At 68.3% G+C, this 26,623-nt stretch carries 29 protein-coding genes; 21 read left to right on the top strand and 8 right to left on the bottom strand.

Annotated elements, in window-relative coordinates; translation table 11 throughout:
- Positions 1-134: 134 nt before the first annotated feature.
- Complete coding sequence (locus tag AC07OH_RS08415; RefSeq protein WP_495300273.1) at positions 135-1,037, top strand: LysR substrate-binding domain-containing protein; 903 nt, start codon at positions 135-137, stop codon at positions 1,035-1,037.
- 8 nt (positions 1,038-1,045) lie between these two features.
- Complete coding sequence (locus AC07OH_RS08410) at positions 1,046-2,341, top strand: acetyl-CoA hydrolase/transferase family protein (protein WP_495300272.1); 1,296 nt, start codon at positions 1,046-1,048, stop codon at positions 2,339-2,341.
- 19 nt (positions 2,342-2,360) lie between these two features.
- On the opposite strand, the gene msrA is transcribed toward AC07OH_RS08410, so the two are convergent.
- The 4 genes from msrA to AC07OH_RS08390 all read right to left on the bottom strand — a co-directional run bounded on the left by msrA (position 2,361) and on the right by AC07OH_RS08390 (position 4,927).
- Positions 2,361-3,065, bottom strand: a complete 705-nt coding sequence (msrA, locus tag AC07OH_RS08405; protein ID WP_495300271.1) for a peptide-methionine (S)-S-oxide reductase MsrA — start codon at positions 3,063-3,065, stop codon at positions 2,361-2,363.
- Positions 3,066-3,152: 87 nt separating this feature from the next.
- Positions 3,153-3,404, bottom strand: coding sequence for a pentapeptide MXKDX repeat protein (locus tag AC07OH_RS08400; protein ID WP_489061366.1), 252 nt, complete (start codon positions 3,402-3,404; stop codon positions 3,153-3,155).
- A gap of 108 nt (positions 3,405-3,512) precedes the next feature.
- Positions 3,513-4,307, bottom strand: a complete 795-nt coding sequence (locus AC07OH_RS08395) for a molybdopterin-dependent oxidoreductase (RefSeq protein ID WP_495300270.1) — start codon at positions 4,305-4,307, stop codon at positions 3,513-3,515.
- Positions 4,304-4,927, bottom strand: coding sequence for a cytochrome b/b6 domain-containing protein (locus AC07OH_RS08390; protein WP_495300269.1), 624 nt, complete (start codon positions 4,925-4,927; stop codon positions 4,304-4,306). The genes AC07OH_RS08395 and AC07OH_RS08390 overlap by 4 nt, the downstream gene beginning before the upstream one ends.
- A 97-nt stretch (positions 4,928-5,024) precedes the next feature.
- Between AC07OH_RS08390 and AC07OH_RS08385 the strand changes: the two genes are divergently transcribed.
- The 4 genes from AC07OH_RS08385 to AC07OH_RS08370 all read left to right on the top strand — a co-directional run bounded on the left by AC07OH_RS08385 (position 5,025) and on the right by AC07OH_RS08370 (position 9,614).
- Entirely contained in the window at positions 5,025-5,756 is a 732-nt protein-coding gene (locus AC07OH_RS08385; protein ID WP_062472563.1) for a response regulator transcription factor, read from the top strand.
- Positions 5,753-7,231 (top strand): sensor histidine kinase, encoded by a 1,479-nt coding sequence (locus AC07OH_RS08380; protein ID WP_495300268.1) that lies wholly within the window; start codon positions 5,753-5,755, stop codon positions 7,229-7,231. Before AC07OH_RS08385 ends, AC07OH_RS08380 begins: the two co-directional genes overlap by 4 nt.
- Before the next feature lie 98 nt (positions 7,232-7,329).
- Positions 7,330-8,253, top strand: coding sequence for a crotonase/enoyl-CoA hydratase family protein (locus AC07OH_RS08375; RefSeq protein WP_495300267.1), 924 nt, complete (start codon positions 7,330-7,332; stop codon positions 8,251-8,253).
- 146 nt (positions 8,254-8,399) lie between these two features.
- The gene (locus AC07OH_RS08370; protein ID WP_495300266.1) at positions 8,400-9,614 is read left to right on the top strand and encodes a glycerophosphodiester phosphodiesterase; all 1,215 of its coding nucleotides are present in this window, start codon (positions 8,400-8,402) and stop codon (positions 9,612-9,614) included.
- 30 nt (positions 9,615-9,644) lie between these two features.
- Here AC07OH_RS08370 and AC07OH_RS08365 read toward each other — a convergent pair whose 3' ends face one another.
- Genes AC07OH_RS08365 through AC07OH_RS08355 form a run of 3 tightly spaced genes read right to left on the bottom strand, consistent with a single transcriptional unit; the run spans position 9,645 to position 12,711 of the window.
- On the bottom strand, positions 9,645-10,556 hold the full coding sequence (locus AC07OH_RS08365; RefSeq protein ID WP_492676895.1) for a transglutaminase family protein: 912 nt from the start codon (positions 10,554-10,556) through the stop codon (positions 9,645-9,647).
- A gap of 60 nt (positions 10,557-10,616) precedes the next feature.
- Complete coding sequence (gene mnmC1, locus AC07OH_RS08360) at positions 10,617-12,428, bottom strand: FAD-dependent 5-carboxymethylaminomethyl-2-thiouridine(34) oxidoreductase MnmC1 (RefSeq protein ID WP_495300265.1); 1,812 nt, start codon at positions 12,426-12,428, stop codon at positions 10,617-10,619.
- Positions 12,429-12,435: 7 nt separating this feature from the next.
- Positions 12,436-12,711, bottom strand: a complete 276-nt coding sequence (locus AC07OH_RS08355; protein WP_013541095.1) for an oxidative damage protection protein — start codon at positions 12,709-12,711, stop codon at positions 12,436-12,438.
- A gap of 138 nt (positions 12,712-12,849) precedes the next feature.
- Here AC07OH_RS08355 and AC07OH_RS08350 point away from each other — a divergent pair, with 138 nt between their 5' ends.
- The 11 genes from AC07OH_RS08350 (at position 12,850) to AC07OH_RS08300 (ending at position 22,929) form a co-directional block, all read left to right on the top strand.
- Complete coding sequence (locus tag AC07OH_RS08350) at positions 12,850-13,899, top strand: sulfate ABC transporter substrate-binding protein (RefSeq protein ID WP_095948675.1); 1,050 nt, start codon at positions 12,850-12,852, stop codon at positions 13,897-13,899.
- A gap of 99 nt (positions 13,900-13,998) precedes the next feature.
- On the top strand, positions 13,999-14,583 hold the full coding sequence (gene ssuE, locus AC07OH_RS08345; RefSeq protein WP_070060842.1) for an NADPH-dependent FMN reductase: 585 nt from the start codon (positions 13,999-14,001) through the stop codon (positions 14,581-14,583).
- A gap of 121 nt (positions 14,584-14,704) precedes the next feature.
- Positions 14,705-15,742, top strand: coding sequence for a sulfonate ABC transporter substrate-binding protein (locus tag AC07OH_RS08340; protein WP_159271669.1), 1,038 nt, complete (start codon positions 14,705-14,707; stop codon positions 15,740-15,742).
- 23 nt (positions 15,743-15,765) lie between these two features.
- Positions 15,766-16,725, top strand: a complete 960-nt coding sequence (locus tag AC07OH_RS08335; protein WP_447744482.1) for a sulfonate ABC transporter substrate-binding protein — start codon at positions 15,766-15,768, stop codon at positions 16,723-16,725.
- A 152-nt stretch (positions 16,726-16,877) separates the two neighbouring features.
- Positions 16,878-18,047 (top strand): FMNH2-dependent alkanesulfonate monooxygenase, encoded by a 1,170-nt coding sequence (ssuD, locus tag AC07OH_RS08330; RefSeq protein ID WP_070060840.1) that lies wholly within the window; start codon positions 16,878-16,880, stop codon positions 18,045-18,047.
- Between the two features lie 8 nt (positions 18,048-18,055).
- On the top strand, positions 18,056-18,913 hold the full coding sequence (gene ssuC, locus AC07OH_RS08325; protein WP_159271671.1) for an aliphatic sulfonate ABC transporter permease SsuC: 858 nt from the start codon (positions 18,056-18,058) through the stop codon (positions 18,911-18,913).
- Positions 18,914-18,924: 11 nt separating this feature from the next.
- A complete protein-coding gene (locus tag AC07OH_RS08320) occupies positions 18,925-19,887 on the top strand; it encodes an aliphatic sulfonate ABC transporter substrate-binding protein (RefSeq protein WP_495300264.1) in 963 nt (320 codons plus the stop codon).
- Between the two features lie 4 nt (positions 19,888-19,891).
- A complete protein-coding gene (locus AC07OH_RS08315) occupies positions 19,892-20,722 on the top strand; it encodes an ATP-binding cassette domain-containing protein (protein WP_095745458.1) in 831 nt (276 codons plus the stop codon).
- 36 nt (positions 20,723-20,758) lie between these two features.
- The gene (locus AC07OH_RS08310) at positions 20,759-22,048 is read left to right on the top strand and encodes an O-acetylhomoserine aminocarboxypropyltransferase/cysteine synthase family protein (protein WP_062470023.1); all 1,290 of its coding nucleotides are present in this window, start codon (positions 20,759-20,761) and stop codon (positions 22,046-22,048) included.
- Between the two features lie 16 nt (positions 22,049-22,064).
- Entirely contained in the window at positions 22,065-22,661 is a 597-nt protein-coding gene (locus tag AC07OH_RS08305) for a malonic semialdehyde reductase (RefSeq protein WP_495300263.1), read from the top strand.
- A gap of 52 nt (positions 22,662-22,713) precedes the next feature.
- The gene (locus AC07OH_RS08300; RefSeq protein ID WP_007829250.1) at positions 22,714-22,929 is read left to right on the top strand and encodes a TOBE domain-containing protein; all 216 of its coding nucleotides are present in this window, start codon (positions 22,714-22,716) and stop codon (positions 22,927-22,929) included.
- A gap of 55 nt (positions 22,930-22,984) precedes the next feature.
- Here the strand turns inward: AC07OH_RS08300 and AC07OH_RS08295 are convergent, their stop codons facing one another.
- Positions 22,985-23,722 (bottom strand): DUF4261 domain-containing protein, encoded by a 738-nt coding sequence (locus tag AC07OH_RS08295; RefSeq protein WP_495300262.1) that lies wholly within the window; start codon positions 23,720-23,722, stop codon positions 22,985-22,987.
- A gap of 190 nt (positions 23,723-23,912) precedes the next feature.
- On the opposite strand from AC07OH_RS08295, the gene AC07OH_RS08290 reads away from it, so the two are divergent.
- From AC07OH_RS08290 to AC07OH_RS08275, 4 genes are all read left to right on the top strand, one after another.
- The gene (locus AC07OH_RS08290) at positions 23,913-24,395 is read left to right on the top strand and encodes a rhodanese-like domain-containing protein (protein ID WP_495300261.1); all 483 of its coding nucleotides are present in this window, start codon (positions 23,913-23,915) and stop codon (positions 24,393-24,395) included.
- 44 nt (positions 24,396-24,439) lie between these two features.
- On the top strand, positions 24,440-25,360 hold the full coding sequence (epsC, locus tag AC07OH_RS08285; protein ID WP_495300260.1) for a serine O-acetyltransferase EpsC: 921 nt from the start codon (positions 24,440-24,442) through the stop codon (positions 25,358-25,360).
- A complete protein-coding gene (locus AC07OH_RS08280) occupies positions 25,357-25,626 on the top strand; it encodes a helix-turn-helix domain-containing protein (RefSeq protein WP_062470032.1) in 270 nt (89 codons plus the stop codon). Before epsC ends, AC07OH_RS08280 begins: the two co-directional genes overlap by 4 nt.
- A gap of 64 nt (positions 25,627-25,690) precedes the next feature.
- Complete coding sequence (locus tag AC07OH_RS08275; RefSeq protein WP_042579703.1) at positions 25,691-26,623, top strand: family 2A encapsulin nanocompartment shell protein; 933 nt, start codon at positions 25,691-25,693, stop codon at positions 26,621-26,623.

The following is a 26,623-nucleotide window of genomic DNA, read 5'->3' as shown; positions in this document are numbered from 1 at the left end:
GTGCCTTTGATGGTGAATTTCAGATCAGCCGTGGAAGTGATTTCTTCCCGCGACAACTGAAATTTATGGATGAAGAGGGCGCCCGACAAAGGTTGATTTTTCAGCCAATGGATGAGTTGAGCTAATCTGTCTGCATGCGAAGACTTCCCCCCCTGGGCGCATTGCGCGTGTTCGAGGCCGCGGCCCGCCGGCTGAGCTTCAAGGCCGCCGCCGACGAGCTGCACGTCACGCCCACCGCCGTCAGCCACCAGATCAAGCAGCTCGAGGAAACGCTCGAGGTGCGCCTGTTCGAACGCGGCACGCGGCAGGTGCACCTGACGGCGGCCGGCCACCAGCTGTTTCCCGCGCTGCGCGACGGCTTCGACAGCTTCGAGCGCGCCGTCGACGGCGTGCGCCGCCTGAAGGGCACGCGCATCGCCACGCTGTCGTCCACGGTCGGTTTCATGGCCCGCCGGCTGGCGCCGCGCGCGGGCACCTTCCGCGACCTGCACCCCGAATGGACGCTGCGGCTGGACGCCACCAACCAGGTCGTCGACCTCGACACCGAGGCCGACGCGGCGATCCGCTACGGCAACGGCCGTTATGCCGACCTGGTCGTCGAGCCGCTGTTCCAGGACCACTACGCGCCGGTCTGCAGCCCCGCGCTGGCGGTTGCGGCGCGGCAGGACCTGAAGGCCGTCTCGCTGATCCATTTCGAATGGGGGCGGGCGGGGCGCGACGAGACGCTGGCGCCCGTGTGGCGCACCTGGCTCGCGCGCGCGGGCCGCACCGACGTCGATGCGCAGGCCGGCCTGTCGTTCACCGAAGAGATCCACGCGGTGCAGGCCACGGTCGCGGGGCAGGGCGTCGGCCTGCTGAGCCTGGCGCTCGTGGCCGACGAGCTGGCGTCGGGCCTGCTGGTGCAGCCTTTCGAGTTGTCGGTGGAGAGCTACCGCTACGACCTGGTCTACAGCCCGCGCGCCGCCAGCCGGCCCGCGACGGCCGTGCTGCGCGACTGGGTGCACCGCGAGTTCGGCGGCGGCGAAAAGAAGGCATAGTGGCAGGCATGACTGCCCAGACCTTGTACGCGCAAAAGCGCGTTTCCGCCGCCGATGCCGTGCGCCAGGTGCGCCACGGCGACATGATCATCGTGCCCACCGGCGTCGGCGAGCCGCCCTCGCTGCTCACCGCCTTGTCGGAGCAGCGCCGCGACTTCCGCGACGTGAAGGTGGCGCAGATCCTGGCGATGCGCAAGTACGCCTACATCGACCCGGAGACGGTCGAGCACGTGCGCCACGTCGCGCTGTTCTTCGGCGGTGCCACGCGCGCGGGCGGGCAGGCGGGCTGGATCGACTTCATTCCCAACTACTTCTCCGAGATCCCGGCGCAGATCGAGCGCGGGCAGATCGCGGCCGACGTGGTGTTCAGCATGGCCTCGCCGATGGACGCGCATGGCTACTTCGCGCTGAGCCTGGGCCCCGACTACACGATGGCCGCCGTGGCGAAGGCCCGCGCGGTCGTGCTCGAGGTGAACCCCAACGTGCCTTATGCGCACGGCAACTGCCACGTGCACATCTCGCAGGTGGCGGCGCTGGTGGAAAGCAGCGAGCCGGTGATGGAAGTCGGCCTGCCGAAGATCGGCCCGGTGCAGGAGGCCATTGGCAAGCACGTGGCCGACCTGATCGACGACGGCGCCACCTTGCAGATCGGCTACGGCGGCATTCCCGACGCGGTGGTGATGCAGCTCACGGGCAAGCGCGACCTGGGCATCCACACCGAAATGATCGGCGACGGCATCCTCACGCTGGTGGAAAGCGGCGCGGTCACCAACCGCCGCAAGAACTACCTGCCGGGCAAGTCGGTCGCGACCTTCGCGCTGGGCTCCAGCAAGCTGTACCGCTTCATGGACCGCAACCCGGGGCTGGAGATGCACCCGGTGAACTTCACCAACGACCCGGCGCTGGCGGGGCTGAACGACAACCTCATCGCCATCAACGCCACCATGCAGATCGACCTGCTGGGCCAGTGCGGCTCCGAGAGCCTGGGCCACGCGCCGTACTCGGGCACGGGCGGGCAGTCGGACTTCGTGCGCGCGGCCAACCGCTCGCGCGGCGGCAAGGCCTTCATCGTGCTGCCCTCGACGGCCAAGGACGACACCATCTCGCGCATCGTGCCCTCGCTGTCGCCCGGCACGCATGTGAGCACGAGCAAGAACGACATCAACTACGTCGTCACCGAACATGGTGTGGCGCAGCTGCGCGGCAAGTCGGCAAAGCAACGGGCGCTGGAGCTGATCGCGATTGCGCACCCGAACTTCCGGGCGGAGCTGACGGAGCAGGCGAAGCGCGCGAAGCTGCTGTGAGCGTGGCGCAGAGCGCCGCTCAGCTGGCCTTGGCCGCCCGCACCAGCGATGGCGTGGCCTTGTAGCTCTCGGGGAACAGCTTCTTCAGGTCGTCGATCTTCGGCAGGTCGTTGATCGCGATGTAGGGCTGGTTCGGGTGCAGCGTGAGGTAGTCCTGGTGGTAGTCCTCCGCCGCATAGAAGGGCTTGGACACCTCGACCGTGGTCGCCAGCGGCTTGTTGCCGAAGGTCTTGGCCTGGTTCAGCTGGGCGATGTAGGCGTTGGCGATGCGGGCCTGCTCGGCGTTTTCGGCGAACACGGTGGAGCGGTACTGCGGGCCGGTGTCGGGGCCCTGGCGGTTGAGTTGGGTTGGGTCGTGCGCCACCGAGAAATAGATCTGCAGCAGCTTGCCGTAGCTGACCTTGCGCGGGTCGTAGCTGATGCGCACGGCTTCGGCATGGCCGGTGCGGCCCGAGCCGACTTCGTCGAAGCGCGCGGTGCGGGCCTCGCCGCCCGCGTAGCCCGAGAGCGCATTGCTCACGCCCTCGACGCGCTGGAACACGCCCTGCACGCCCCAGAAGCAGCCGCCCGCGAACACGGCGGTGGCGGTGGTGGCGCCCGCGGGTGCAGCAAGGTCGGCCGCCGGTGCGGGCACGCGGCGCGCGGTCTGGGCAAAGGAGGGGGCTGCGTGCCAGGCGAAGGCGGCAACGGCGAGCGCGCCGGCGGCGATGGCGAAGGATTTCATGGCGGTCTTTCGTAGGGAGCGCAGGAAAGGGACAGTGATCCCGATCCCGCCGGCCGTCAATGGCGGCGGGGCCGGGGAGAAGGCGGCTTACTTCTTCATCTCGTCCTTGCCCATCGCGTCCTTCTTCATGTCGTCTTTGCCCATGGCATCTTTCTTCATGCCATCTTTGGCCATGCCGTCCTTCTTCATGGCGTCCTTGCCCATGGCGTCTTTCTTCATCCCGTCCTTGGCCATGCTGTCCTTCTTCATGCCGTCCTTGGCCATGTCGTCCGCAGCCAAGGCCGATGCGCCGGCGAAGGCCATGCAGGTGGCGAGGAGGGTGGCGGTGAGCTTGTTCATTTGGGTCTTCCTGAGTTGAGGTTGGGTTTTGTTGTCGAGATCGGCCTGGTTCCCTGTCGGAATTCGGCCTCGCGCTTTCTTCGGCAGTCGAGCGGCTGTGGCGGCCCCTCAGCTCCCTCCGAACCAGTTGTAGCCCTGGTCTTCCCAGTAGCCACCGGGATAGGTGTTGGTCACGTACATCGCCTGGATGTGCTTCGGGTTCTTGTAGCCAAGCTTGGTCGGCATGCGCAGCTTCATCGGGAAGCCGTACTTCGGCGGCAGCGGCTGGCCGTCGTAGCTCAGCGTCAGCAGCGTCTGCGGGTGCAGCGCCGTGGGCATGTCGATGCTGGTGTGATAGTCGTCCGCGCACTGGAAGCCGACGTACTTGGCGCTCAGGTCCGCGCCGACGTGGCGCAGGAAGTCGGCAAAGCGCACACCGCCCCACTTGCCGATGGCGCTCCAGCCTTCCACGCAGATGTGGCGCGTGATCTGGTCCTGCTGCGGCAGGGCGCGCAGCTCGGCGAGCGTCCAGCGGCGCTTGTCGGCGACCATGCCGCTCACTTCGAGGCGGTAGGAGGCTTCGTCGACCTCGCGGACCTCGTCCTCGCCGTAGTAGGCGTTGAACGGAAAGGGGCGCGTGATCTCGGCCTCGGTGTAGGTCGGCGCCAGCCGCGTCGGGCTGAAGAGCCAGCCTTGCACCTCGTCGTTGAAGCGCGAGACTTTGGTCAGTGCGGCCTCCACGTGGCTGTCGTCGCTGATGCTGCAGCCGGTGAGCATCGACAAGCCGCCCAGCGTCAGCGAGCGGCGCAGGAACAGGCGGCGCGAGGGGGCGTCGAGCCGGCGCTCGATGAGGGCACGGGCTTCGCGCACCACGGCGTCGCCGTCGACACCGACCAGGGGAGGGCGTTTGAAAAGGAAGCTCATGGGGTGTGGGGCGCGCGACCGCGCAGCATGGTGAGCAGGGTGCGGGGCACGAGCGCCACCATCACCAGGTGCACGGCGACGAAAGCCACCAGGGCGGCCATCGCCACGAAGTGGACGCGGCGCGCGGCTTCGTAGCCGCCCAGCAGTTCGCGCAGCATCGGAAACTGCACCGACTTCCACAGCACCAGCCCCGACAGCACGATCGCGACGAGGTCGACGATCACGAACAGGTAGGCCAGCTTCTGCACATGGTTGTAGTGGCGCGGGTCCGCGTGCGAGAGCCTGCCGCCGAGCGCGGCCCGCGCATCGCGCCAGAGGCCGGCCGGCGTGAGCGGGAAGAACTTGCGCGCGAAGCGCCCGCTGGCCAGGTTCAGGCCGAGGTAGACCAGCCCGTTGAACACCAGCAGCCACATCGCCGCGAAGTGCCACTGCAGCGCGCCGCCGAGCCAGCCGCCCAGCGTGATCGACGCCGGGAAGCGAAAGGCAAGGAAGGGCGCCGCGTTGTAGATGCGCCAGCCGCTGGTCACCAGCACCAGCACGGCCAGCGCGTTGAGCCAGTGCGTGACACGCATCCACAGCGGGTGGATCGGTCGGTGGTCGGGGGCGGAGCGTGTCTGCATGGGCCGGATTGTTGGGCGCACCCCCTCGCCGATTCATCACGCAAAGTTCAAGGATTCGTGATAACTCCGGGGGGCGTCTCGCGGGACAATCGCGGCCATGGACACCGCCAAACGCGTGCTGATCGTCGAGGACGACGCCCACATTGCCGAACTGCTGCGCATGCACCTGCGCGACGAGGGCTATGCGGTCGAGCACGCCGCCGACGGCAACGCCGGCCTGCGCGCGCTGGAGCGCGGCCAGTGGGACGCGCTGGTGCTCGACCTCATGCTGCCCGGCATCGACGGGCTCGAGATCTGCCGCCGCGCCCGCGCCATGGCGCGCTACACGCCCATCATCATCGTGAGCGCACGCTCGAGCGAAGTGCACCGCATCCTCGGGCTCGAACTGGGCGCCGACGACTACCTGGCCAAGCCCTTCTCGGTGCTGGAACTGGTGGCGCGCGTGAAGGCGCTGCTGCGCCGCACCGACGCGCTGGCGCGCAACGCTCGGCTGGAGTCGGGCAGCCTCACGCTGGGCAACCTCGACATCGAGCCGCTGGCGCGCGAGGTGCGCGTCGACGGCAAGCCGATCGAGCTCACGCCGCGCGAGTTCGATCTGCTGTACTTCTTTGCGCGCCATCCCGGCAAGGTGTTCTCGCGCCTCGACCTGCTCAACCAGGTCTGGGGCTACCAGCACGACGGCTACGAGCACACGGTCAACACGCACATCAACCGGCTGCGCACCAAGGTCGAGGCCGACCCGGCCGCGCCGCGGCGCATCCTCACGGTGTGGGGGCGCGGCTACAAGCTCGCGGCGGACGATGCCGCACCGAAAGGCGACCTTCCATGATGGCCTGGGCCACGCTGTCGCGGCGCCTGTCGATCGCGTTCGCAGTGCTGCTGCTGGCCTGCTGCGGCGCCTCGGCGTGGCTGCAGATGCGCGCCGGTGCGCAGCACGCGCAAGAGGTGACGCAGCGCCTGTCGCTGGGGCTCGCGGCCCACATCGCGCAGAACACCGAACTCATGAAGCCCGGCGGCCTCGACCCGGTGGCGGTGAAAGACCTGTTCGACAAGCTCATGACCGTCAACCCCAGCGTGGAGGTCTACGTGCTGGGGCTCGACGGCCGCATCGAGGCCCAGGCCGCGCCGCCCGGTCACCTCAAGCGCGACAAGGTGGCGCTCGGCCCCATCCGCCGGCTGCTGGCCGGCGAGCGCCTGCCCATCGTGGGCGACGACCCGCGCAGCCCCGACGGCGCCAAGGTCTTCAGCGCCGCGCCGCTGCGCATGGGCGGGCGCGACGCCGGCTATGTGTACGTGGTGCTGCAAGGCGAAGACCACGACGCGCTGGCCGCCAACCTGTCGGCCGACACCGTGCTGCGCACCACGCTGTGGTCGATGGCGCTGGTGGCGCTGCTGGGGCTCATCGCCGGGCTGGTGGCGTTCCGCCTCATCACGCGGCCGCTGCGCGAGCTGACGGCAGCGGTGCGCCGCTTCGAGGCCGAGGGCATCGCGGCGCTGGAGCGCGAGGCACCCATGCCCGCGCCGCCGCGCCACGCCGACGACGAGATCGCGCAGCTGCAGCAGGCCTTTGCGCAGATGACGCGCCGCATCGCCGAGCAGTGGCGCGAACTCAGCTTGCAGGACCGCCAGCGCCGCGAACTCTTCGCCAACATCTCGCACGACCTGCGCACGCCGCTCACTTCGCTGCACGGCTACCTCGAGACGCTGCTGCTCAAGGCCGGCACGCTCAGCGAGGAAGAGCGCCGCCGCTACCTGGAGATCGCGCTCGGCCAGAGCCGCAAGGTGGGCCGGCTCGCGCAGGAGGTGTTCGAGCTGGCGCGGCTCGAGTACGGTGTGGTCAAGCCCGAGAAGGAGAACTTCGCGCTGGCCGACCTCGTGCAGGACGTGTTCCAGAAGTTCGAGCTCGCGGCCGAGGCGCGGCGCCAGCAGCTCAGGCCCGACATCGCGCCGAACCTGCCCGTGGTGTCGGCCGACCTCGGCATGATCGAGCGCGTGCTGACCAACCTGCTGGACAACGCCATCCGCCACACACCGGCCGGCGGCGAGATCGAGGTGCGCCTGCGCCCGTCCGACGCCGGCGTTGCCGTGCAGGTGAGCGACACCGGGCCCGGCATTCCGGGCGAGCTGCAGAAGGGGCTGTTCACGCGGCCGGCCTTTGCCGATGGCGGCACGCGCGGCGGCGGGCTGGGGCTGATGATCGTGCAGCGCATCCTGCAGCTGCACGGCAGCGACATCCGGCTCGTGCCGCAGCCGGGCAAGGGCGCGGTGTTCCTGTTCCGGCTCGGGGGCGCCACAGCGCGCTGAAGGCGTTGAAGCCGGCGGTCGACGGGTTTGCCAGCGGGCGGCGGGCGATGCTACAAGCGAAGCGGCATCCCCCCAAGAACAGAAGGAGACCACCGACCATGCCTGCTTTCGAGACCGTCCTGATCGACAAGGACCCGCAGCACCCGCGCATCGCGCGCCTGGTGCTCAACCGCCCCGAGAAGCTCAATGCCATCGGCGACAGCACGCCGACCGACATCCGCCGCGCGGTCGAATGGGCCGAGGCCGACGACGAGGTGCATGTGATCGTGGTCGAGGGGGCGGGCCGCGCCTTCTGCGCCGGCTACGACCTGGGCGACTACGCCGAAGGCCACGGCCGCGAAGGCCAGGGCGACCATCCCTGCCGGCAGGAGAAAACGCCGTGGGACCCGATGCTCGACTACGCCGCCATGAAGCGCAACACCGAAGACTTCATGTCGCTGTGGCGCTGCCGCAAGCCGACCATCGCCAAGGTGCACGGCTACGCGGTGGCCGGCGGCAGCGACATCGCGCTGTGCTGTGACCTGCTCACCATGGCCGACGACGCGCGCATCGGCTACATGCCCACGCGCGTGTGGGGCTGCCCGACCACCGCGATGTGGACCTACCGCCTCGGCGCATTGCGCGCCAAGCAGCTCATGTTCACCGGCGACACCATCACCGGCACGCAAGCGGCCGACTGGGGCCTGGCCAACTTCGCGGTACCCGTGGCGCAGCTCGACGAGGCCACGCTGGCGCTCGCGCAGCGCATCGCGGGCGTGCCCAGTTCGCACCTCATGATGCACAAGATGGTCGTCAACCAGGTCTGGCATTCGATGGGGCTGGAGCAGACCCAGATGTTCGCCACCGTGTTCGACGGCATCACGCGCCACAACCCCGAAGGCCTATGGTTCCGTCGCCAGGCGGAGGCCGAAGGCTTCAAGAGCGCGGTGCAGTGGCGCGACAGCGGCCGGCCGATTCCTGAAGGCGACGAAGCCCGGGCGCGCATCGCCGAGCTCGAAGCGAAGCTGGCTGCGCGCGGCTGAGCGCACGGTCGCGTGGCGCCATGCCGGCGCCCATGTCACGCGACCGACATCTCTCCCCTCGATGATCCGCCGCGCCTGCCGCCCGTCACGTTGACGGCGGAAAGATGGCGCATCCATTTCGATGGATACAAAAGGGGAGGATTTCAATGCAGTTGTTCAATTTCTCGCGCACGGCCCTCGCGGCCTGCGCCTGTGCCTTCATGGCCGCCTGCGGTGGCGGCAACGGTGGTGGTGGCGTGCCGATGTGGCCCCTCGCGCCGGTCTCGCCCCCGGCGCCAGCCCCTGCGCCCGCTCCGGTGCCGGCACCGGCCGAGGCCGCTCCCGTGCTCGTCATCGGCCACCGCGGCGCGCCCGCGCTGCGGCCCGAGCACACGCTGGCCTCGTACCAGCAAGCCATCGACGACGGCGCCGACTTCATCGAGCCCGACCTCGTGCCCACCAAGGACGGCGAGCTGGTCGCGCGCCACGAGAACGCCATCGCCATCGTCGATGCCGCGGGCAAGGTGCTCGAAGCCACGACGAACGTGGCCGACGTGCCCAAGTTCGCCGACCGCAAGGCCACCAAGGTCATCGACGGCCGCCAGGTCACTGGCTGGTTCACCGAAGACTTCACGCTGGCCGAACTCAAGGAGTTGAAGGCGCGCGAACGCATTCCTGCGGTGCGCCCGGCCAACGTGTCTTTCGACCAGCTCCAGGTGCCCACGCTCGACGAAGTGATCCAGCTCGCCAAGGCGCAGTCGGTCATCAAGGGCCGCGTGATCGGCATCTACCCCGAGACCAAGCACCCGACCTACTTCCGTTCGATCGGCCTGCCGCTCGAGAAGAAGCTGCTCGACACGCTGCACAAGTACGACCTCGACAAGGCCGATGCGCCGGTGTTCGTGCAGTCCTTCGAAACCGGCAACCTCAAGGACATCCGCCTGAAGAGCACGGTGAAGATCGTGCAGCTCATCGACGGGCAGGGCGCGCCCTACGACCTCGTGGCGCTGAACGACAAGCGCACCTACGCCGACCTCGTGAAGCCCGAGGGCCTGGCCGAGATCGCGACCTACGCGAACGGCATCGGCCCGGCCAAGGCGCGCGTGATCCCGGTGGTCGACGGCAAGCTCGGCGTGCCGACCACGCTGGTGAAGGACGCGCACGACAAGAAGCTGCTGGTCCACATCTTCACGGTGCGGCCCGAGAACAACTTCCTACCCGACAGCCTGAAGAAGGCACCGAAGACCGACCCGACCGTGTACGGCGACACCGCCGGCGAGATCAAGGCGTTTCTGGATGCGGGCATCGACGGCTTCTTTGCCGACAGCGCGGCCACGGCCGTGCCCGCGGTGAAGGCGTACCGCGCGGCGCAGCCGAAGTAAGGGAGTCGAATCCGGAAAGGAAGAGGGCGCTCAGCCGCCCTTGCGGCGCTTCACCACCACCGTGGCCTCGAGGCCTTCATAGGCCTCGGCGTCGCCGTACCAGCTGCCCGAGATGGGCGCTGCCAGCGCGGGGTCGCGCGCCACGCCCACGCGGATCAGCTGGCCGCTGCCCATGAGGTTGTTGGTGGGGTCGAAGGCCAGCCAGCCCGCGCCCGGCAGGTAGGCCTGCAGCCAGGCGTGCGTGCTGCCGGCGCCGGTGACCGATTCGCCGGGCGCCTGCCCGGTGGCGTCGCTGTCGAGCGACGCGTCGTAGAGGTAGCCCGAGACGAAGCGCGTCGCGATGCCGAGACGGCGCGTGGCTTCCATCATCAGCAGCGCGTAGTCGCGGCAGCTGCCGCTGCCCAGCGCCAGCGTTTCGAGCGGCGTCTGCGTGCCTTCCTCGTCGCGCGCCTTGTATTCGAAGCTCTGGCCGATGTGCGCGTTCATGCGCGTGAGCACGTCGCGCGTGCTGTTGGGCTGGTCGGTGTGCAGGAACTGGTGCGCCCAGCGGATCAGCGTGCCGTTGGCATCGTCGTTGTGGTGCGGGCGCAGGTAGTGCTCCAGGTCCAGGCGCTCCTGCACCGAATAGGCAAAGGGCAGGAACTCGGCCGACGGGTCGAGCGTGAGCAGGTCGCGCTGCGACGGCGGCACGTGCTCGATGGTGAAGGAACAGACGATGCGCAGCTCGGTCGCCTCGCCCAGCGGCTGCACCAGCGCGACGGAGTTCGAGTACGGGTCTTGAATGAGCCGCGTGAGGGCCTGCGGGCTCACCTGCAGGTCGGTGGCGAGCACCCGCAGGTCGTGGCTGTCGCGCGGACGGAACATCACGCGGTGCAAGCCGAAGGTCACCGGCTTGTTGTAGCGGTAGACGGTGGTGTGGGTGATGTCGTACTGGATGGCCATGGCGCGCATTGTGCGGTGCGCGCGTGACGCCGGGGAGCCGGGAAGCCCGTACGGGCCGATTCAGTCCGATCCGGGCCAGAGCCGCTGCGTGCCCAGCGCCTTGGCGAGCGTCGCGGGCAAGGGCAGCGGTTCGCCATGCCACTGCGCCGCCAGCAACTCGGCGCACAGCGTGGCAAAGCTCAGGCCGCGCGAGCCCAGCGCGGTGCAGGCCCAGAGGCCGTCGTCGGCACCCGGCGCCAGCGGGCCGACCAGCGGCCGGCGATCGCCCGAGGCGCAGCGCACGCCGACCCAGGCGTGGGTGTCTCCGCGTTCGAAGGCGGGCGCCAGCGCGGCGGCGGCGCCGGGGTGCAGGCGCGCGAGCCGTTCGCGGTTGGCGAGGCGGTCTGCGTCAGTGGGGGCGAGGTCGGTGCTGTCGCGGTCGAAGGTGGCGCCGATCAGCCACAGCGGCTGCGGCGCCTGGCCGTCGGGCACGCCGGCGATCAGGTGGCCGTCGCCGTTGATGGGGGTGACGGGCAGGGCGGCGGGGGCCGCGCGGCCCCAGGCGACTTGGCCGCGCACGGGTTGCAGCGGCAGGTCGGGTGCGAAGTGGTGCGATGCGAAGCCCGCGGCCACGACGACGCGGTCGGCTTCGGCGAGCAGGGCGCCGGTGTCGTCGAGCAGCTGCCAGCCGCCGTCCGTGCGTGCGAGGCGCGCCACGTGGCAGTTGCCTCGGAACGCGACGCCCGGTTGGCCCAGCCACGCGGCGATCAACCGGTGCGGCCGCACCCAGGCCGCGCGCGCATGCCAGAGCGCCGGCGTGTCGGGGGGCAGGCCGGCCACCGCGAGCCGGTCGGGCTGTGCGGGCCAGGATTCGTTCGGGCCTTGGGCGCTCCAGCCGGGCGGCACGCGCACGTCGCCGTCGGGCCGGCGTTCGAGCGACCCGTGGGCGCCCCAGTCGCGACCGTTCTCGAGCCGTTGCGTCAGTTCGGTCCAGGTGGCACGGATGCCGGCGCGCGTGAGCCGCGACAGCAAGGCGTCGTCGGACGACACATGCGGCGCCAGCAGCCCGACCGGCAGGCCCGACGCGCCCGAGGCCGGCGCGTCGGCCGCATCGAGCACGGTGACCCGCCAGCCGCGCCGCGCAAGGCTGGCCGCGACCGCAGCACCCGCGAGCCCGGCGCCGATCACCGCGCAATGGCCGGGCGCATCGACGCCTTCGCGCACCGGCTGGCGGCGCCGCACCGTCCAGGCGGGCGCGAACACGCCGCGCAGGCTGCCGGGGCCCGGGTCGAGCTGGAAGCCGTTCTGCGCCAGCGCATGACTCACCCCGTCGTCGTCGGTGCGGGCCGCGAGGCCGGTGCCCTGGCGGGCGAAGCGCGACACCGCTTTGAGCGTGTCGGGCGAGGCCGTCGCCGGGCCGAAGCCGTCGAGGAAGAGGCTGTCGGCCTCGAAGCGTTGCGCGCGCAGCATCGGCTGCAGCTCGCCCACGCACAGCGTGAGCAGCACGCGGCCGTCGTCGAAGGCCAGCCGGTGGAAGCCGGGCAGCAGCCCGGTCCATTGGTCGGCCAGCTCCGCAGCGAGCGGTGCCAGCGCCGGGTCGGCCTCAGCCGCGCGCAGCAGATCGCCGGCCGGCGCCGGATGGGCGTCGATCGCGACGTAATGCAGCAGGCGCGGGCGCTGCGGGTCGGCGCGCCAGGCCTGCCAGGTTGTCAGGAAATGAAGGCCCGGCACGAAGCCGGTTTCGAGAATCCGCCATTGCGGACGCCCGGACCAGGCAGCGGGCAGGCCGCAGCCGCCCAAAAACACACGGCGCGAAAGCGCCGGTGTGTCGTTGTCGAGGGGGGAGGTGTCGTCGCCGGAGCGCGCGCCGAGCGGGGTGCCGTCGGCGGCCACGCCGGACTCAGGCCGCAGGAGGGGGAACGTAGCCTTGCGCCACGTCGGCGCCTTCGCCGAAGAAGTGCTTTTCCATCTGGCGGGCCAGGTACTGGCGGGCGCGCAGGTCGGCCAGGTTCAGCCGGTTTTCATTGACCAGCATGGTCTGTTGCTTGAGCCAGGCGGCCCAGGCTTCCTTGCTGACGTTTTCCCACAGGCGCTTGCCCAGGTCGCCGGGGTACGGCGGAAAGTCGAGTCCTTCGGCCTCTTTGCCGAGCTTGATGCACTGAACCATGCGTGCCATTTGATTGCCTCTTGTGGGGGAAAGCGGTTGCTTAGTTGATTTGGCTATTAAGAACTGAAAACTTGGTCGTTCCAGTTCCTATATGTCGTATTCAGAATACGTGGCTTCATTGATATGCCTTTTTAAGAGCAAGACACCATGAGCCTTCGCCGCGACTTTATCAAGCTTTCCCTGGGTGCCGGCGTGGCCGGTGCCTTGGCCCTGTCGGCATTGCCGTCGTTTTCGCAGGGCGCGGCGGGTGCCAAGGGCCCCGTGACGCTGCTGAACGTGTCGTACGACCCGACCCGCGAGCTGTACGTGGACTACAACCAGGCCTTCGCCAAGTACTGGAAGGCCAAGACCGGCCAGGACGTGAGCGTCAAGCAGTCGCACGGCGGTTCGGGCAAGCAGGCGCGTTCGATCATCGACGGCATCGATTCCGACGTGGCCACGCTGGCGCTGGGCGGCGACATCGACGCCCTGGCCACGCATGGCGGCCTCGTCAAGGCCGACTGGCAAAAGCGCCTGCCGCACAACTCGGCCCCCTACACCTCGACCATCGTGTTCCTGGTGAAGAAGGGCAACCCCAAGGGCTTGAAGGACTGGGACGACCTGGTCAAACCCGGCGTGCAGGTGATCACCCCCAACCCCAAGACCTCGGGCGGCGCCCGCTGGAACTACCTCGCGGCCTGGGAATTCGCCAAGCGCAAGTACGGCGGTGAAGCGAAGGCCAAGGAATTCGTCGGCAACCTGTACAAGAACGTGCCCGTGCTCGACACCGGCGCGCGCGGCTCGACCATCACCTTCGTGCAGCGCGGCGTGGGCGACGTGCTGCTGGCCTGGGAAAACGAAGCCTTCCTGGCGCTGAAGGAGTTCGGGCCCGAGAAGTTCGAGATCGTCGTGCCGTCCATCTCCATCCTGGCCGAGCCCAGCGTGGCGGTGGTCGACAAGGTGGTCGACAAGAAGGGCACGCGCGCCGTGGCCGAGGAGTACCTGAAGTACCTGTACTCCGACGAAGGCCAGGACATCGCGGGCCGCAACTTCTACCGCCCGACGTCTGACAAGGCCAAGGCCAAGTACGACAAGCAGTTCCCCAAGCTGACGCTGGTGACCATCGACCAGGCCTTCGGTGGCTGGGCGAAGGCGGACAAGGAGCACTTCGCCGACGGCGGCTCCTTCGACCAGATCTACGCGCCCAAGCAGAAGTAAGCGCAGCTCTTCCGGAATCGATCGCTGGTGGCACCCCGTGGGAGGGCGCCGGGGATCGCTTCGCCCTGAATTTCTCCTGAAGCCCAACGAAAGTTTCTCGTGTCCGTTCTCCTGATTGCCGGCAGCCCTTCGGCCCCCTCTCGCTCCACCGCCTTGCTCGACGCGGTGGGCGAGCGGCTGGCCCAACGCCATGCGCGCATCGAGCGGCTCGCGATCCGCGACCTGCCGGCGCAGGCGCTGCTGCTGGCCGAGTGGGCGCATCCGGCCATCGAGCGAGCCATTGCCCAGGTGGCGGCGGCCCGCGTGATCGTGGTGGCCACGCCGGTCTACAAGGCGGCCTACAGCGGCGTGCTGAAGGTCTTTCTCGACCTGCTCTCGCAGAACGCGCTCAAGGGCAAGACGGTGCTGCCGCTGGCCACCGGCGGCAGCCCGCACCACATGCTCGCGCTCGACTACGCACTGCGCCCCGTGCTGCAGTCGCTGTCGGCGCGCCACATCCTGCCGGGCGTCTACGCGAGCGACTCGCAGATCGCGCTGACGCCCGAGAACGCCTACCAGGTGCACCACGACCTGGCAGAGCGCCTGAACGAGGCCGTCGAGGTGCTCGCGACCGAAGGCCTGAAGCTGCCGGCCACGCACGGCTTCGAGCCGGTTCCTTTCTCCCGTGTGCGATGTAGCGTTTGACGACCGGGTTCCCCGCTGAACCCGGCCCCGGCCAGACCTTTTTCCGTTCCCCGTTTTTCAAAGCCGCTTGTGTGCGGCCGGGGGATCGCTTTGCCTCACGTTTTTGCACCAAGGATTCCGCATGAACCCCGTCGCTCCCGAAGACTCCGTGTTCGAAGTCGCGCCGCGCTCCTTCTGGCAGGCGCTGCGCGACCTGGCCATCAGCGCCATCGTCGTCACCGCCATCGCGCTCATCGTGAGCTTCATCTCCGCCGCTTCGGCACACGCCCAGACGCAGACGAAGGCCAGGGGCGAGCTGCGCATCGGCTACCAGAAGTCGGCCAGCCTGTTCGTGCTGCAGAAGGCGCAGGGCACGCTCGAGAAGAAGCTGTCGCCGCTGGGCTTCGGCGTGAAGTGGGTCGAGTTCCCGGCGGGCCCGCAGCTGCTCGAAGGGCTGAACGTCGGCGCGGTCGACGTGGGCTATGTCGGCGAGGCGCCGCCCATCTTCGCGCAGGCCGCGGGGGCGAAGTTCGTCTACTTCGGCTACGACCCGGCCGCGCCGCGCGCCGAGGCCATCCTGGTCACCAAGGATTCGCCCATCCGCTCCGTGGCCGACCTCAAGGGCAAGAAGGTCGCGCTCAACAAGGGCAGCAACGTGCACTACCTGCTCGTGAAGCAGCTCGAGAAGAACGGCCTGAAGCTCTCCGACATCCAGCCCGTGTACCTCGCACCCGCCGACGGCCGTGCCGCCTTCGAGAGCAAGAACGTCGACGCCTGGGTGATCTGGGACCCGTTCCAGGCCGCCGCGGAGAAAGCCACCGGCGCCCGCGTGCTGGCCGATGGCGCGCCTGACGTGGTCAACAACTACCAGTACTACCTGGGCGAGCGCGGCTTCGTGAAGAAGCACCCGCAGGTGATCGACGCGCTGTTCGCCGATTCGGTGGAGCAAGGCATCTGGCTCAAGAAGAACCTGCGCCAGGCCGCCGAGCTGATCGCGCCGCTGCAGGGCCTGCCCGTGGACGTGGTCGAGCTGGCGCTGCGCCGCTACGAGTTCAACGTGAAGCCGATCACCGCCGCCGTCGCGGCCGACCAGCAGCAGATCGCCGACACCTTCTTCGCACTGAAGCTCATTCCCAAGCCCATCAAGGTCAGCGACGCGGTCGTCACGGCCCAGCCCTGAACAGATTCGAAGGACCCCATTCCATGACCCGCATTGCCATTCCCCGACGCCGCCTGCTCCAGGGCGCAGCCGCCGCCCTCGCGCTGCCGTCGTCGTTCGCCGCCCTGGCGCAGGCCCCCGCGCGCCAGTTGCGCATCGGCCATCAGAAGGGCTACCTGAGCGTGCTCAAGGCCCGCGGCACGCTCGAGAAGCGGCTCGCACCTCTGGGCGCCACCGTGAAGTGGACCGAGTTCACGGCCGGCCCGGTGCAGCTCGAGGCGCTGAACGTCGGCTCGATCGACTTCGGCGACGTCGGCGAAGCGCCGCCCATCTTCGCCCAAGCCGCCGGCGCGCCGCTGGCCTACGTGGGCGCCACGGTGCCGCGCCCGAAGACCGAGGCGGTGCTGGTGCCCAAGGGCTCGGCCATCCAGACCGTGGCCGACCTCAAGGGCAAGAAGATCGCGCTCAACAAGGGCTCGAACGTCCACTACTTCATCGTCAAGCTGTTCGAGAAGCACGGCCTGGCGTACAGCGACCTGAACCTGGTCTACCTGCCGCCGGCCGACGCGCGCGCCGCCTTCGAAAAGGGTTCGGTCGACGCCTGGGTGATCTGGGACCCGTTCCTGGCCGCCGCGCAGCAGTCGCTCGACGCACGCATCCTGGCCGACGCCGTGGGCGTGGTCGGCAACCGCGCCTACTACTTCTCGTCGCTCGACTACGTGGCGAAGAACGCCGACGTGCTGGCCATCGCGATCGAAGAGGTCAACAAGATCGACCAGTGGGGCGCCGCCCACCGCAACGAACTGGCGACCGAGCTGTCGGCCATTTGGGGCTTGCCCAAGGCCGTGGCCGACCTGTCGCAGGGCCGCACCGCCTACGGCACCGGCCCGATCACCAAGGCCATCCTGGCCGAGCAGCAGCAGATCGCCGACACCTTCTTCGCGCTCAAGCTGATTCCCAAAAAGATCAACGTGCTCGAAGCCGCCGGCGCGGGGATCGCGTGATGGCCGCCGTGTTGTCGACTGCGCTGCACGAACGCGCCGGCCAGGTGCTGGCCATCACGGCGCGCGCCTGGGGTGTCGTGTCCGCGGCGCGCCGCCTTCCTTTCCTGCTTGCCGTCTGAACGGGCAAGCCAACGAACGATCGAGAGTTTCCGATGCAGATCTTCTGGTTCCTCCCCACGCACGGCGACAGCCGTTACCTCGGCACGAGCGAAGGCGCGCGCGCCGTCGACCTGCCGTACCTGCAGCAGATCGCCGGCGCGGCCGACCACCTCGGCTATGAAGGCGTGCTGATTCCCACCGGCCGCTCCTGCGAAGACCCGTGGGTGATCGCGTCCAGCCTGATCGGCGCGACGAAGAAGCTCAAGTTTCTGGTGGCGGTGCGCCCCGGCCTGCACCAGCCCAGCCTGGCCGCGCGCATGGCCGCGACCTTCGACCGGCTCTCGGGCGGGCGCCTGCTCGTGAACCTCGTCACCGGCGGCGACCAGGCCGAGCTGGAAGGCGACGGCGTGTACCTCGACCATGCGGCGCGCTACGAGCAGTCGGCCGAGTTCATCCGCATCTGGCGCGAGATCATTGCGCGCAGCCACGAGACCGGCACCTACGACTACGAGGGCAAGCACCTGAGCGTGAAGGGCGCGCGGCTGCTGTTTCCGCCGGTGCAGAAACCGTATCCGCCCGTGTGGTTCGGCGGCTCGTCGGCCGCGGCGCACGACCTGGCCGCCGAGCAGGTCGACGCCTACCTCACCTGGGGCGAGCCGCCCGCGGAGGTGTCGAAAAAGATCGCCGACGTGCGCGCCCGCGCCGAACGCCAGGGCCGCAGCGTGCAGTTCGGTATCCGCCTGCACGTGATCGTGCGCGAGACCGAGGACGCCGCCTGGAAGGCCGCCGAAGAACTCATCAGCCGCGTCGATGACGAGACCGTCGCGCGCGCCCAGGCCGCCTTTGCGCGCATGGATTCCGAAGGCCAGCGCCGCATGGCCGCGTTGCACGCCGGCGGCGCCAAGCGCGGGCGCGCCGACCTGGAGATTGCGCCCAACCTCTGGGCCGGCGTGGGCCTGGTGCGCGGGGGCGCGGGCACGGCGCTGGTCGGCGACGCCAAGACCGTGGCGGCGCGCATCGAGGAGTACGCGGCGCTGGGCATCGACAAGTTCATCTTCTCGGGCTACCCGCACCTCGAAGAGGCCTACCGCTTCGCCGAGCTGGTGTTCCCGCTGCTCTCGCGCAAGGCGAAGACGCAACTCGCAGGCGGCTCCCTGAGCGGCCCCTTCGGCGAGGTCGTAGCCAACCTCGACGCGCCCTCGCGCCTCGTCTCGCAAAGCTGAGGACACGCATGACCGAACAAGTACAGGAACTGCCGGCCGTGGCGCCGGCATCGAACACAAGCGATGCAGGCAGCGCGCTGCGAGGCTTCGGCCTCAACGTCGCGAAGCGGCTCATCCCGTGGCTGGTGCCCGTGGGGCTGATCGTCGTCTGGCAGATCGCCTCGTCGCTGGGCTGGCTCTCGACGCGCGTGCTGCCGGCACCGCTGGACGTGGTCAAGGCCGCATGGTCGCTCACCGTGTCCGGCGAGCTCTGGACGCATGTGAAGGTGAGTGCGGGCCGTGCGCTCGCGGGGCTGGCCATCGGCGGTGGCGCGGGGCTGGCATTGGGCCTGCTCACGGGCTCGGTGAAGTTCTTCGAAACGCTGCTCGACTCCACCATCCAGATGGTGCGCAACATCCCGGCGCTGGCGCTCATTCCGCTGGTGATCCTGTGGTTCGGCATCGACGAATCGGCCAAGCTCTTCCTGATCTCGGTGTCGGTGTTCTTCCCGATCTACCTGAACACCTTCCACGGCATTCGCAACGTCGATCCGCAGCTCATCGAGATGGGGCGCACCTACGGCCTGTCGCGCTGGCAGCTGTACCGCGAGGTGATCCTGCCGGGCGCGCTGTCGTCGATCCTCGTGGGGCTGCGTTTTTCGCTGGGCCTGATGTGGGTGATCCTCATCGTGGCCGAGACCATCTCGGCGCAGGCCGGCATCGGCTACCTCACGATGAACGCCCGCGAGTTCCTGCAGACCGACATCGTGCTCGTGGGCATCCTGTTGTACGCGCTGCTCGGCAAGTTGGCCGACCTGTTTGCACGCGGCCTGGAGCAATGGTGGCTGCGCTGGCACCCGGGCTACCAGAAGAAGCCGGCGAAGTGAGGGCAGGGCACATGAACCACATCCTCATCAATCGCCGTACCGCTCTGGCGACGCTGGGCGCGCTGAGTGCCGGTGCCGTCCTGGCGCAGCAACAACGGCCCGTCACGGTGCGCTTCGGCTACCAGAAGTCGTCCACGCTGATCGCACTGCTGAAGGTGCAGGGCACGCTCGAGAAGCAGCTCGCACCGCTCAACGTTTCGCTGAGCTGGCACGAGTTCACCAGCGGCCTCCCGCTGCTCGAGGCACTGAACCTCGACAACCTCGACATCAGCGCCGACGTGGCCGACACCGTGCCCGTGTTCGCACAGGCCGCCGGTGCCGACCTGACCTTTCTGGCGCAGGAGGCGCCGTCGCCGGCCGCGCAGGCCATCGTCGTGCGCGACGAGTCGCCGCTCAAGACCGTGGCCGATCTCAAGGGCAGGAAGGTCGGTTTCGCGAAGGCGGCTGGCGCGCACTACCTGCTGATCGCCGCGCTGGAGAAGGCCGGCCTCTCGTTCAAGGACATCGAGCCCGCCTACCTCACGCCGGCCGACGGCCGCGCCGCCTTCGAGCGCGGCGCCATCGACGCCTGGGTGGTGTGGGACCCGTTCCTGGCCGCCGCGCAGCGCCAGTCGAAGGTGCGCATCCTGGCCGATGGCGCAGGCATTGCGTCGTACCAGCGCTACTACCTGGCGAGCACCAAGTTCGCGAAGGCGCGGCCCGACGTTCTGCGCGTGGTCTACGCCGAGCTGGAGAAGACCGGCAAGTGGGTCAAGCAGCACCCCAAGGAAGCCGCGGCCCTGCTGGCGCCCGTGTGGGGGCTCGACGCCCCGACCATCGAGCAGGCCAACAGCCGCCGCAGCTACGCCGTGCGGCCCGTGGTGGCCGGTGGGCTGGCCGAGCAACAGCGCATCGCCGATGCCTTCTTCGCCGAGAAGCTGCTGCCCAGAAAAATCGATGCGCTGAATGTGGCGCTGTTCAACCCCGGGGCGTGAATTCATGAGTGCCGTTCTCAAAGACATCCAACCCCAAGCCATTGCCGGCGGCGTGCGCCTCGAGGCGCGCGGCTTGCACAAGCGCTACGGCGCGCGCGAGGTGCTGCGCAACACGCAGCTGACCATCGAGCCGGGCCAGTTCATCGCCATCGTCGGGCGCAGTGGCTGCGGCAAGAGCACGCTGCTGCGGCTCATCGCGGGCCTGGAAGAAGCCACTTCCGGCGGCCTCTACACCGACGGCAAGGCCGTGAGCGGCCTGCACGACGACACGCGCATCATGTTCCAAGAAGCGCGCCTGTTGCCGTGGCGCCGCGTGCTCGACAACGTGACGCTGGGCCTGCCGAACGATGCCAAGGCGCGCGGCAAGGAAGTGCTCGCGCAGGTCGGCCTGGCCGACCGCGAGAACGAATGGCCGGCGCGCCTGTCGGGCGGGCAGCGCCAGCGCGTGGCCCTGGCGCGCGCGCTGGTGCACCACCCACGCCTGCTGCTGCTCGACGAGCCGCTGGGCGCGCTCGACGCGCTCACGCGCATCGAGATGCACCGCCTCATCGAGAACCTCTGGCAGCGCCACCGCTTCACCGCGCTGCTGGTGACGCACGACGTGCAGGAAGCTGTGGCGCTGGCCGACCGCGTGATCCTCATCGAGGACGGCCGCATCGCGCTCGACGAGAACATCGCGCTGGCCCGCCCGCGCTCGCAGGGCGACCCGGCCTTTGCCGCGATCGAAAAACGAATCCTCGACCGGGTGCTGCAGAAGTCCGAAGAGACCGATGTGGAAAGCACCGATGCCAGCTGGCTCACGCCTCAAGCCCATGCCTTGCGCTGGGCGATCTGAGTCGTTTCATCCATTCCCCCTTTGAAAGGCAGTCGCATGTCGCAGAACTGGAAATTCGAAACCCTGTCGGTCCACGCCGGCTATTCGCCCGAGCCGACCACCCGCGCGGTCGCGCCGCCGATCTACCAGACCGTGGCCTACGCTTTCGACAGCGCGCAGCACGGCGCGGACCTGTTCGACCTGAAGGTGCCGGGCAACATCTACACCCGCATCAACAACCCGACGCAGGACGTGCTGGAGCAGCGCGTGGCCGCGCTCGAAGGCGGCATCGCCGCGCTGGCGCTGGCCTCGGGCCAGGCGGCCGTGACCTACGCGATTCAGACCATCGCCGAGGCCGGTGACAACATCATCAGCAGCACGGCGCTGTACGGCGGTACCTACAACCTGTTCGCGCACACGCTGCCGCAGTTCGGCATCACCACGCGCTTCGCGGACCATCGCGACCCGAGCAGCTTCGAGAAGCTGTTCGACGAGCGCACGAAGGCGGTGTTCGTCGAGTCGCTGGGCAACCCGGCGGGCAACGTGACCGACATCGCGGCCATCGCCGAGATCGCGCACCGCCACGGCGTACCGCTCATCGTCGACAACACCGTGCCCTCGCCGTACCTGAGCCGACCCATCGAGCACGGCGCCGACATCGTGGTGCACTCGCTCACCAAGTACCTGGGCGGCCACGGCACCAGCATCGGCGGCGCCATCGTCGACTCGGGCAAGTTCCCGTGGGCCGAGCACAAGGAGCGCTTCAAGCGTCTGAACGAGCCCGACGTGAGCTACCACGGCGTGGTCTACACCGAGGCGCTGGGCCCGGCCGCCTACATCGGCCGTGCGCGCGTGGTGCCGCTGCGCAACACGGGCGCGGCCATCTCGCCGTTCAACGCCTTCCTGATCCTGCAGGGCATCGAGACGCTGGCGCTGCGCATGGACCGCATCAGCAGCAATGCACTGGCGGTGGCGCAGCATCTGAAGCAGAGCAAGGCCGTCAACTGGGTGAACTACGCCGCGCTCGAAGACCATGCCGACTACCCGCTGGCGAAGAAGTACTTCGGCGGCAAGTCCAGCGGCGTGCTGACCTTCGGCATCGGCGCGGGTCGCGAGGGCGGGGCGAAGTTCCTCGACGCGCTGAAGCTCTTCACGCGGCTGGTGAACATCGGCGACGTGCGCTCGCTGGCCACGCACCCCGCATCGACCACGCACCGCCAGCTGTCGCCCGAAGAACTGGCCCGCGCCGGCGTCACGGAAGACACGGTGCGCCTGTCGGTGGGCATCGAGCACATCGACGACCTGATCGCCGACCTCGACCAGGCGCTGGCCGCCGCATCGAACTGACACAGCGTTCCAAGACATGACCACATTGCAAGCCATCCCTGACGCCGCGCTGGACCAGCTGTTCCGCAAGGCGCGCACCGTGCACGCCTTCAAGCCGGTGCCCGTGACCGACGCGCTGATCCACCAGCTCTACGACCTCGTGAAGTGGGGCCCGACCGCCTACAACGCCCAGCCCGCGCGCTACGTGTTCGTGCGCAGCGAGGAGGCCAAGGCGAAGCTGAAGCCGGCCGTGTCCGCGGGCAACACCGCGCAGACGCTGCAGGCCGGCGTGACGGTGATCGTGGCGCACGACACGCGCTTCTACGAGCACCTGCCCACGCAGTTCCCGGCCTACGACGCCAAGCCCTTCTTCGAGAAGAGCGCCGAAGCCGCGCAGGCCACGGCCTTTCGCAACAGCAGCCTGCAGGGCGCCTACCTGATCCTGGCGGCGCGTTCGCTCGGGCTCGACGCGGGCCCGCAATCGGGCTTCAACGCCGACCTGATCGACAAGGCCTTCTTCCCCGACGGCCGCTATCGCGCGAACTTCCTCGTCAACCTCGGCGTGGCCGACCACGCCGGCACCTTCGAACGCGGGCCCCGGCTGGCGTTCGACGACGTGGCCGAGATCGTCTGAGCGTCGGCCGTTTTCACTCACAACCCCTGTCAACCCTGAAAGAGAAATCACCATGTCCATCCAAGCCATCAACGTCCGCAACCAGTTCAAGGGCAAGGTCCGCGAGATCATCCGCGGCGACGTCGTCTCCGAAGTCGATGTCGAAACCGCCTGGGGCATCGTCACCTCCGTCATCACCACGCGCTCGGTCGACGAGCTGCAGCTGAAGGTGGGCTCCGACGTGGTCGCACTCGTGAAGTCGACCGAAGTTTCGATCGCCAAGCTCTGACGGACCCTCGGGCGTGCGACGACCCGGTGCCTTTCTGGTACCGGGTTTTTTCTTGTCAGCCTTCTAGCGGAACCAGTCGCCAGATGCCATACGGATTGTGAAAGAGCGAGTCCTTGTCGTAGTTCTGACTGTCTTGCTCTTCGATTCGGTAGACCGGTGCGTCCTCGTCGACCGAGAAAGTTTGGCCCGCTCGGATGGAGGGGGATTCGGTGAACAGGTATTGAGTGAAAACGCGCAGCAACTCAGTGGCAGCAGCGGGGTCGTTTCGACTCGGCGTTGCGGCGTCTTTCAGACCGAGGTTGTGCATGCCGCAGGAGCAGACGTCTGCACCTGTGAGATAGACCACGAGCGCCCTGTGCGCGAAGAAGAGGTGAAGGTTCTCGCAGTGTTCGTGCCAATCGGCGGGCTTGTACGAAAGACCCGTGCTCTCGACCTTCACGCCGAGTCCACCGGCGCGAAGTAGCGCGGCGCCGGCACGCATGAGCGATTCGGCGTTCTGTTGGCTTCCACCCGATCCGACCAAGTAGACGACAGAACTGTGATCTGCGATGGCTGCCATTTCAGTTGTGCCACGCCAGTGAGGGCCGGAAGCTTCAAATGCCTTGAGCATCCGATCGTCCGGACCTTCCAATACCAACTCGCACTTGAAGCGCGTCTCCATGCACATCAGGATGCGGCCGGCGAACAGGTAGCCCGTCCTGTCCCTGGCAAGACGGCGGATCAGGTCTGTGGCATCTGTCCAGGGGCCGGGAATGCACAGGACCATTTCGGGGTCCGGGATGGTTTCGCTCACAGGTTGTCCTTGCTGTTGCTGTTGCTGGTGCTCGGCTATTTTGCGGGAGGCCGATGACCGCGATGGCGATCTATAGATCGGAAGGTTGTTAGGAATCGACTTTTCGGTTGTTTGAGCTTAGGCGTGCCGCTCCTACAGTGGTGGTCATCGCCATCAAGGCGTATACAACGCACAGCAGGAGTCGCAAAGCATGTCATTGGAAGTTGAAGAACTCGTCGTCTTGCCTGAAGCGCTGGAGCAAGCGCGCGCACAGGCAGCCGAAGCCGGCTGGCCCTACGCCGGCGGCGTGACGCCCCCCGTGGCCTGGCAGCTGGTGCAGGACGGCCAGGCCCTGCTCGTGGACGTGCGCTCCGGCGAAGAGCGCAAGTTCGTCGGCCACGTGCCCGACAGCCTGCACGTGGCCTGGGCCACGGGCACCGCGCTCACCCGCAACCCGCGCTTCGTGCGCGAGCTCGAAGCCAAGGTGGCCAAGGACGGCGGCAAGGAGGCCGTGGTGCTGCTGCTGTGCCGCAGCGGCAAGCGCTCCGCGCTGGCGGCCGAAGCCGCTGCCAAGGCCGGCTTCACGCAGGTGTTCAACGTGCTCGAAGGCTTCGAGGGCGAGATCGATGCGAGGCAGCATCGCGGCGGTTCCGACGGCTGGCGCTTCCATGGCCTGCCGTGGGTGCAGGACTGAACCCCGAACCCACACAGACAGAAACACACGGGAGGAAAACACACATGGCTCAATTCGAAGTGAGTGACATCGTGCGCGCACTGCATGAGGTGCGCGACGAGTGGCGCGATTCGCAGCGCCGTTCGCGCGAGCCCGGTGCGCGCGAGTTTCCGTCGCGCGATGCGCTGGCGCAGATCGTCGAATCGCTCAAGGGCGCGCTCTTTCCGATGCGGCTGGGTCCGCCGGACCTGCGCCACGAGAGCGAGGATTTCTACGTGGGCCACACGCTCGACGCCGCCTTGCAGGCACTGCTGGTGCAGGCCCGGCTCGAGCTGAACTTCAACGCACGGCTGGCGCCGCGCCCCGCGAGCGAGATCGACGCCGCAGCCACCGAAGCCGTGCGCCAGTTCGCGAACGCGCTGCCGGGCCTGCGCCGGCTGCTCGACAGCGACGTGCTCGCGGCCTACCGGGGCGACCCGGCCGCGCGCAGCGTCGACGAGGTGCTGCTGTGCTATCCGGGCGTGCTGGCGATGATCCATCACCGCCTCGCGCACCGGCTCTACGAGCTCGGCCTGCCGCTGCTCGCGCGCATCGTGGCCGAGCTGGCGCATGCGCAGACCGGCATCGACATCCACCCGGGCGCGACGATCGACGCGGGCTTCTTCATGGACCACGGCACCGGCGTCGTGATCGGCGAGACGGCCGTCATCGGCAAGCGCGTGCGGCTGTACCAGGCCGTCACGCTCGGCGCCAAGCGCTTCCCCACCGACGCCGAAGGCAACCTGCAGAAGGGCCTGCCGCGCCACCCGGTGGTGGAGGACGATGTGGTCATCTACGCGGGCGCCACCATCCTGGGCCGCGTGACGCTCGGCAGGGGCGCGGTCATCGGCGGCAACGTGTGGATCACCGACGACGTGAAGCCCGGTGCCAGCGTCACGCAGGCCAGCCTGCAGAACAACAGCGCACCGAAGGCGGGCGGCGTATGAAGGCCTTTGTCGAAGACTTCGGCGTCACCGTGCGCCAGCTGCGCGAAGGACAGGGCTGGTCGCAGGAAGAGCTGGCCGAGCGTTCCGATCTGAACCGCTCGTACGTGGGCGAGATCGAGCGCGGGCGCGTGATCCCGTCGATCGTCACGGCGCAGAAGCTGGCCACCGCGCTGGGCATCAACATCGTCAACCTGCTCGCGCGTTGCGAGCAACTGGAGCAGTCGCGCCTTGCACGGCGGATCAACTTGGCGGCTATAGCCTGTTGAGGGGAAACCCGTGGTCGCCAGACACTGGCGATCACTTTTTCCTCAACCCACGGAGCCTTGATCCATGAGTGCAACAGTCGGTGGTACCACCGCCCTTGGCGACAACGCCGCCCGCCAGCTAGCCAACGCCACCAAGACCGTTCCCCAACTCGAGACCATCAGCCCGCGCTGGCTGACACACCTGCTGCAGTGGGTGCCGGTGGAAGCGGGCATCTACCGCGTCAACAAGGTCAAGAACCCCGAGTCGATCAAGGTCACCTGCACCTCGCGCGAAGAAGAGAACCAGCTGCCGCGCACCTTCGTCGACTACGAAGAGAACCCGCGCGAGCACTACCTGAACGCCGTGAGCACCGTGCTCGACGTGCACACCCGCATCTCCGACCTGTACAGCAGCCCGCACGACCAGATCAAGGAGCAGCTGCGCCTCACGATCGAGACGATCAAGGAGAACCAGGAGAGCGAGCTCATCAACAACCCCGACTACGGCCTGCTGGCGCAGGTGAGCGAAGAGCAGCGCATCTTCCCGCTGACCGGCGCGCCCACGCCCGACGACCTGGACGAGCTGCTGACCAAGGTGTGGAAGGAGCCCGCGTTCTTCCTCACGCACCCGCTGGCCATTGCCGCGTTCGGTCGTGAAGCCACGCGCCGCGGCACGCCGCCGCCCACGGTGAGCCTGTTCGGTTCGCAGTTCATCACCTGGCGCGGCATTCCGCTGATTCCGTCGAACAAGGTGCCGGTGGCCGACGGCAAGAGCAAGATCCTGCTGCTGCGCGTGGGCGACAAGCGCCAGGGCGTGGTGGGCCTGTTCCAGCCGGGCCTGTCGGGTGAGCAGAGCCCGGGGCTGTCGGTGCGCTTCATGGGCATCAACAACCACGCGATCGCGTCGTACCTGATCTCGCTGTACTGCTCGCTCGCGGTGCTGACCACCGACGCGCTGGCCGTGCTCGACGACGTCGAGATCGGCAAGTACCACGACTATCCCGACACCTACAAGTAA

The organism is Variovorax sp. GW821-FHT10C12 (assembly GCF_059415405.1).
This window is presented reverse-complemented; position numbering and strand designations above follow the sequence as displayed.

Bases quoted from the DNA above. Each gene is read 5' to 3' on its own strand.
- AC07OH_RS08350 (WP_095948675.1), top strand. From the start codon at position 12,850: ATGAGCCTTCGCCGCGACTTTATCAAGCTTTCCCTGGGTGCCGGCGTG.
- epsC (WP_495300260.1), top strand. From the start codon at position 24,440: ATGGCTCAATTCGAAGTGAGTGACATCGTGCGCGCACTGCATGAGGTG.
- AC07OH_RS08275 (WP_042579703.1), top strand. From the start codon at position 25,691: ATGAGTGCAACAGTCGGTGGTACCACCGCCCTTGGCGACAACGCCGCC.
- AC07OH_RS08375 (WP_495300267.1), top strand. From the start codon at position 7,330: ATGCCTGCTTTCGAGACCGTCCTGATCGACAAGGACCCGCAGCACCCG.
- AC07OH_RS08380 (WP_495300268.1), top strand. From the start codon at position 5,753: ATGATGGCCTGGGCCACGCTGTCGCGGCGCCTGTCGATCGCGTTCGCA.
- AC07OH_RS08365 (WP_492676895.1), bottom strand. From the start codon at position 10,556: ATGGCCATCCAGTACGACATCACCCACACCACCGTCTACCGCTACAAC.
- AC07OH_RS08290 (WP_495300261.1), top strand. From the start codon at position 23,913: ATGTCATTGGAAGTTGAAGAACTCGTCGTCTTGCCTGAAGCGCTGGAG.
- AC07OH_RS08340 (WP_159271669.1), top strand. From the start codon at position 14,705: ATGAACCCCGTCGCTCCCGAAGACTCCGTGTTCGAAGTCGCGCCGCGC.
- AC07OH_RS08315 (WP_095745458.1), top strand. From the start codon at position 19,892: ATGAGTGCCGTTCTCAAAGACATCCAACCCCAAGCCATTGCCGGCGGC.
- AC07OH_RS08320 (WP_495300264.1), top strand. From the start codon at position 18,925: ATGAACCACATCCTCATCAATCGCCGTACCGCTCTGGCGACGCTGGGC.
- AC07OH_RS08335 (WP_447744482.1), top strand. From the start codon at position 15,766: ATGACCCGCATTGCCATTCCCCGACGCCGCCTGCTCCAGGGCGCAGCC.
- ssuC (WP_159271671.1), top strand. From the start codon at position 18,056: ATGACCGAACAAGTACAGGAACTGCCGGCCGTGGCGCCGGCATCGAAC.
- AC07OH_RS08410 (WP_495300272.1), top strand. From the start codon at position 1,046: ATGACTGCCCAGACCTTGTACGCGCAAAAGCGCGTTTCCGCCGCCGAT.
- AC07OH_RS08370 (WP_495300266.1), top strand. From the start codon at position 8,400: ATGCAGTTGTTCAATTTCTCGCGCACGGCCCTCGCGGCCTGCGCCTGT.
- AC07OH_RS08300 (WP_007829250.1), top strand. From the start codon at position 22,714: ATGTCCATCCAAGCCATCAACGTCCGCAACCAGTTCAAGGGCAAGGTC.
- AC07OH_RS08385 (WP_062472563.1), top strand. From the start codon at position 5,025: ATGGACACCGCCAAACGCGTGCTGATCGTCGAGGACGACGCCCACATT.
- AC07OH_RS08355 (WP_013541095.1), bottom strand. From the start codon at position 12,711: ATGGCACGCATGGTTCAGTGCATCAAGCTCGGCAAAGAGGCCGAAGGA.
- AC07OH_RS08395 (WP_495300270.1), bottom strand. From the start codon at position 4,307: ATGAGCTTCCTTTTCAAACGCCCTCCCCTGGTCGGTGTCGACGGCGAC.
- ssuD (WP_070060840.1), top strand. From the start codon at position 16,878: ATGCAGATCTTCTGGTTCCTCCCCACGCACGGCGACAGCCGTTACCTC.
- AC07OH_RS08390 (WP_495300269.1), bottom strand. From the start codon at position 4,927: ATGCAGACACGCTCCGCCCCCGACCACCGACCGATCCACCCGCTGTGG.
- AC07OH_RS08305 (WP_495300263.1), top strand. From the start codon at position 22,065: ATGACCACATTGCAAGCCATCCCTGACGCCGCGCTGGACCAGCTGTTC.
- AC07OH_RS08310 (WP_062470023.1), top strand. From the start codon at position 20,759: ATGTCGCAGAACTGGAAATTCGAAACCCTGTCGGTCCACGCCGGCTAT.
- msrA (WP_495300271.1), bottom strand. From the start codon at position 3,065: ATGAAATCCTTCGCCATCGCCGCCGGCGCGCTCGCCGTTGCCGCCTTC.
- AC07OH_RS08415 (WP_495300273.1), top strand. From the start codon at position 135: ATGCGAAGACTTCCCCCCCTGGGCGCATTGCGCGTGTTCGAGGCCGCG.
- AC07OH_RS08400 (WP_489061366.1), bottom strand. From the start codon at position 3,404: ATGAACAAGCTCACCGCCACCCTCCTCGCCACCTGCATGGCCTTCGCC.
- AC07OH_RS08280 (WP_062470032.1), top strand. From the start codon at position 25,357: ATGAAGGCCTTTGTCGAAGACTTCGGCGTCACCGTGCGCCAGCTGCGC.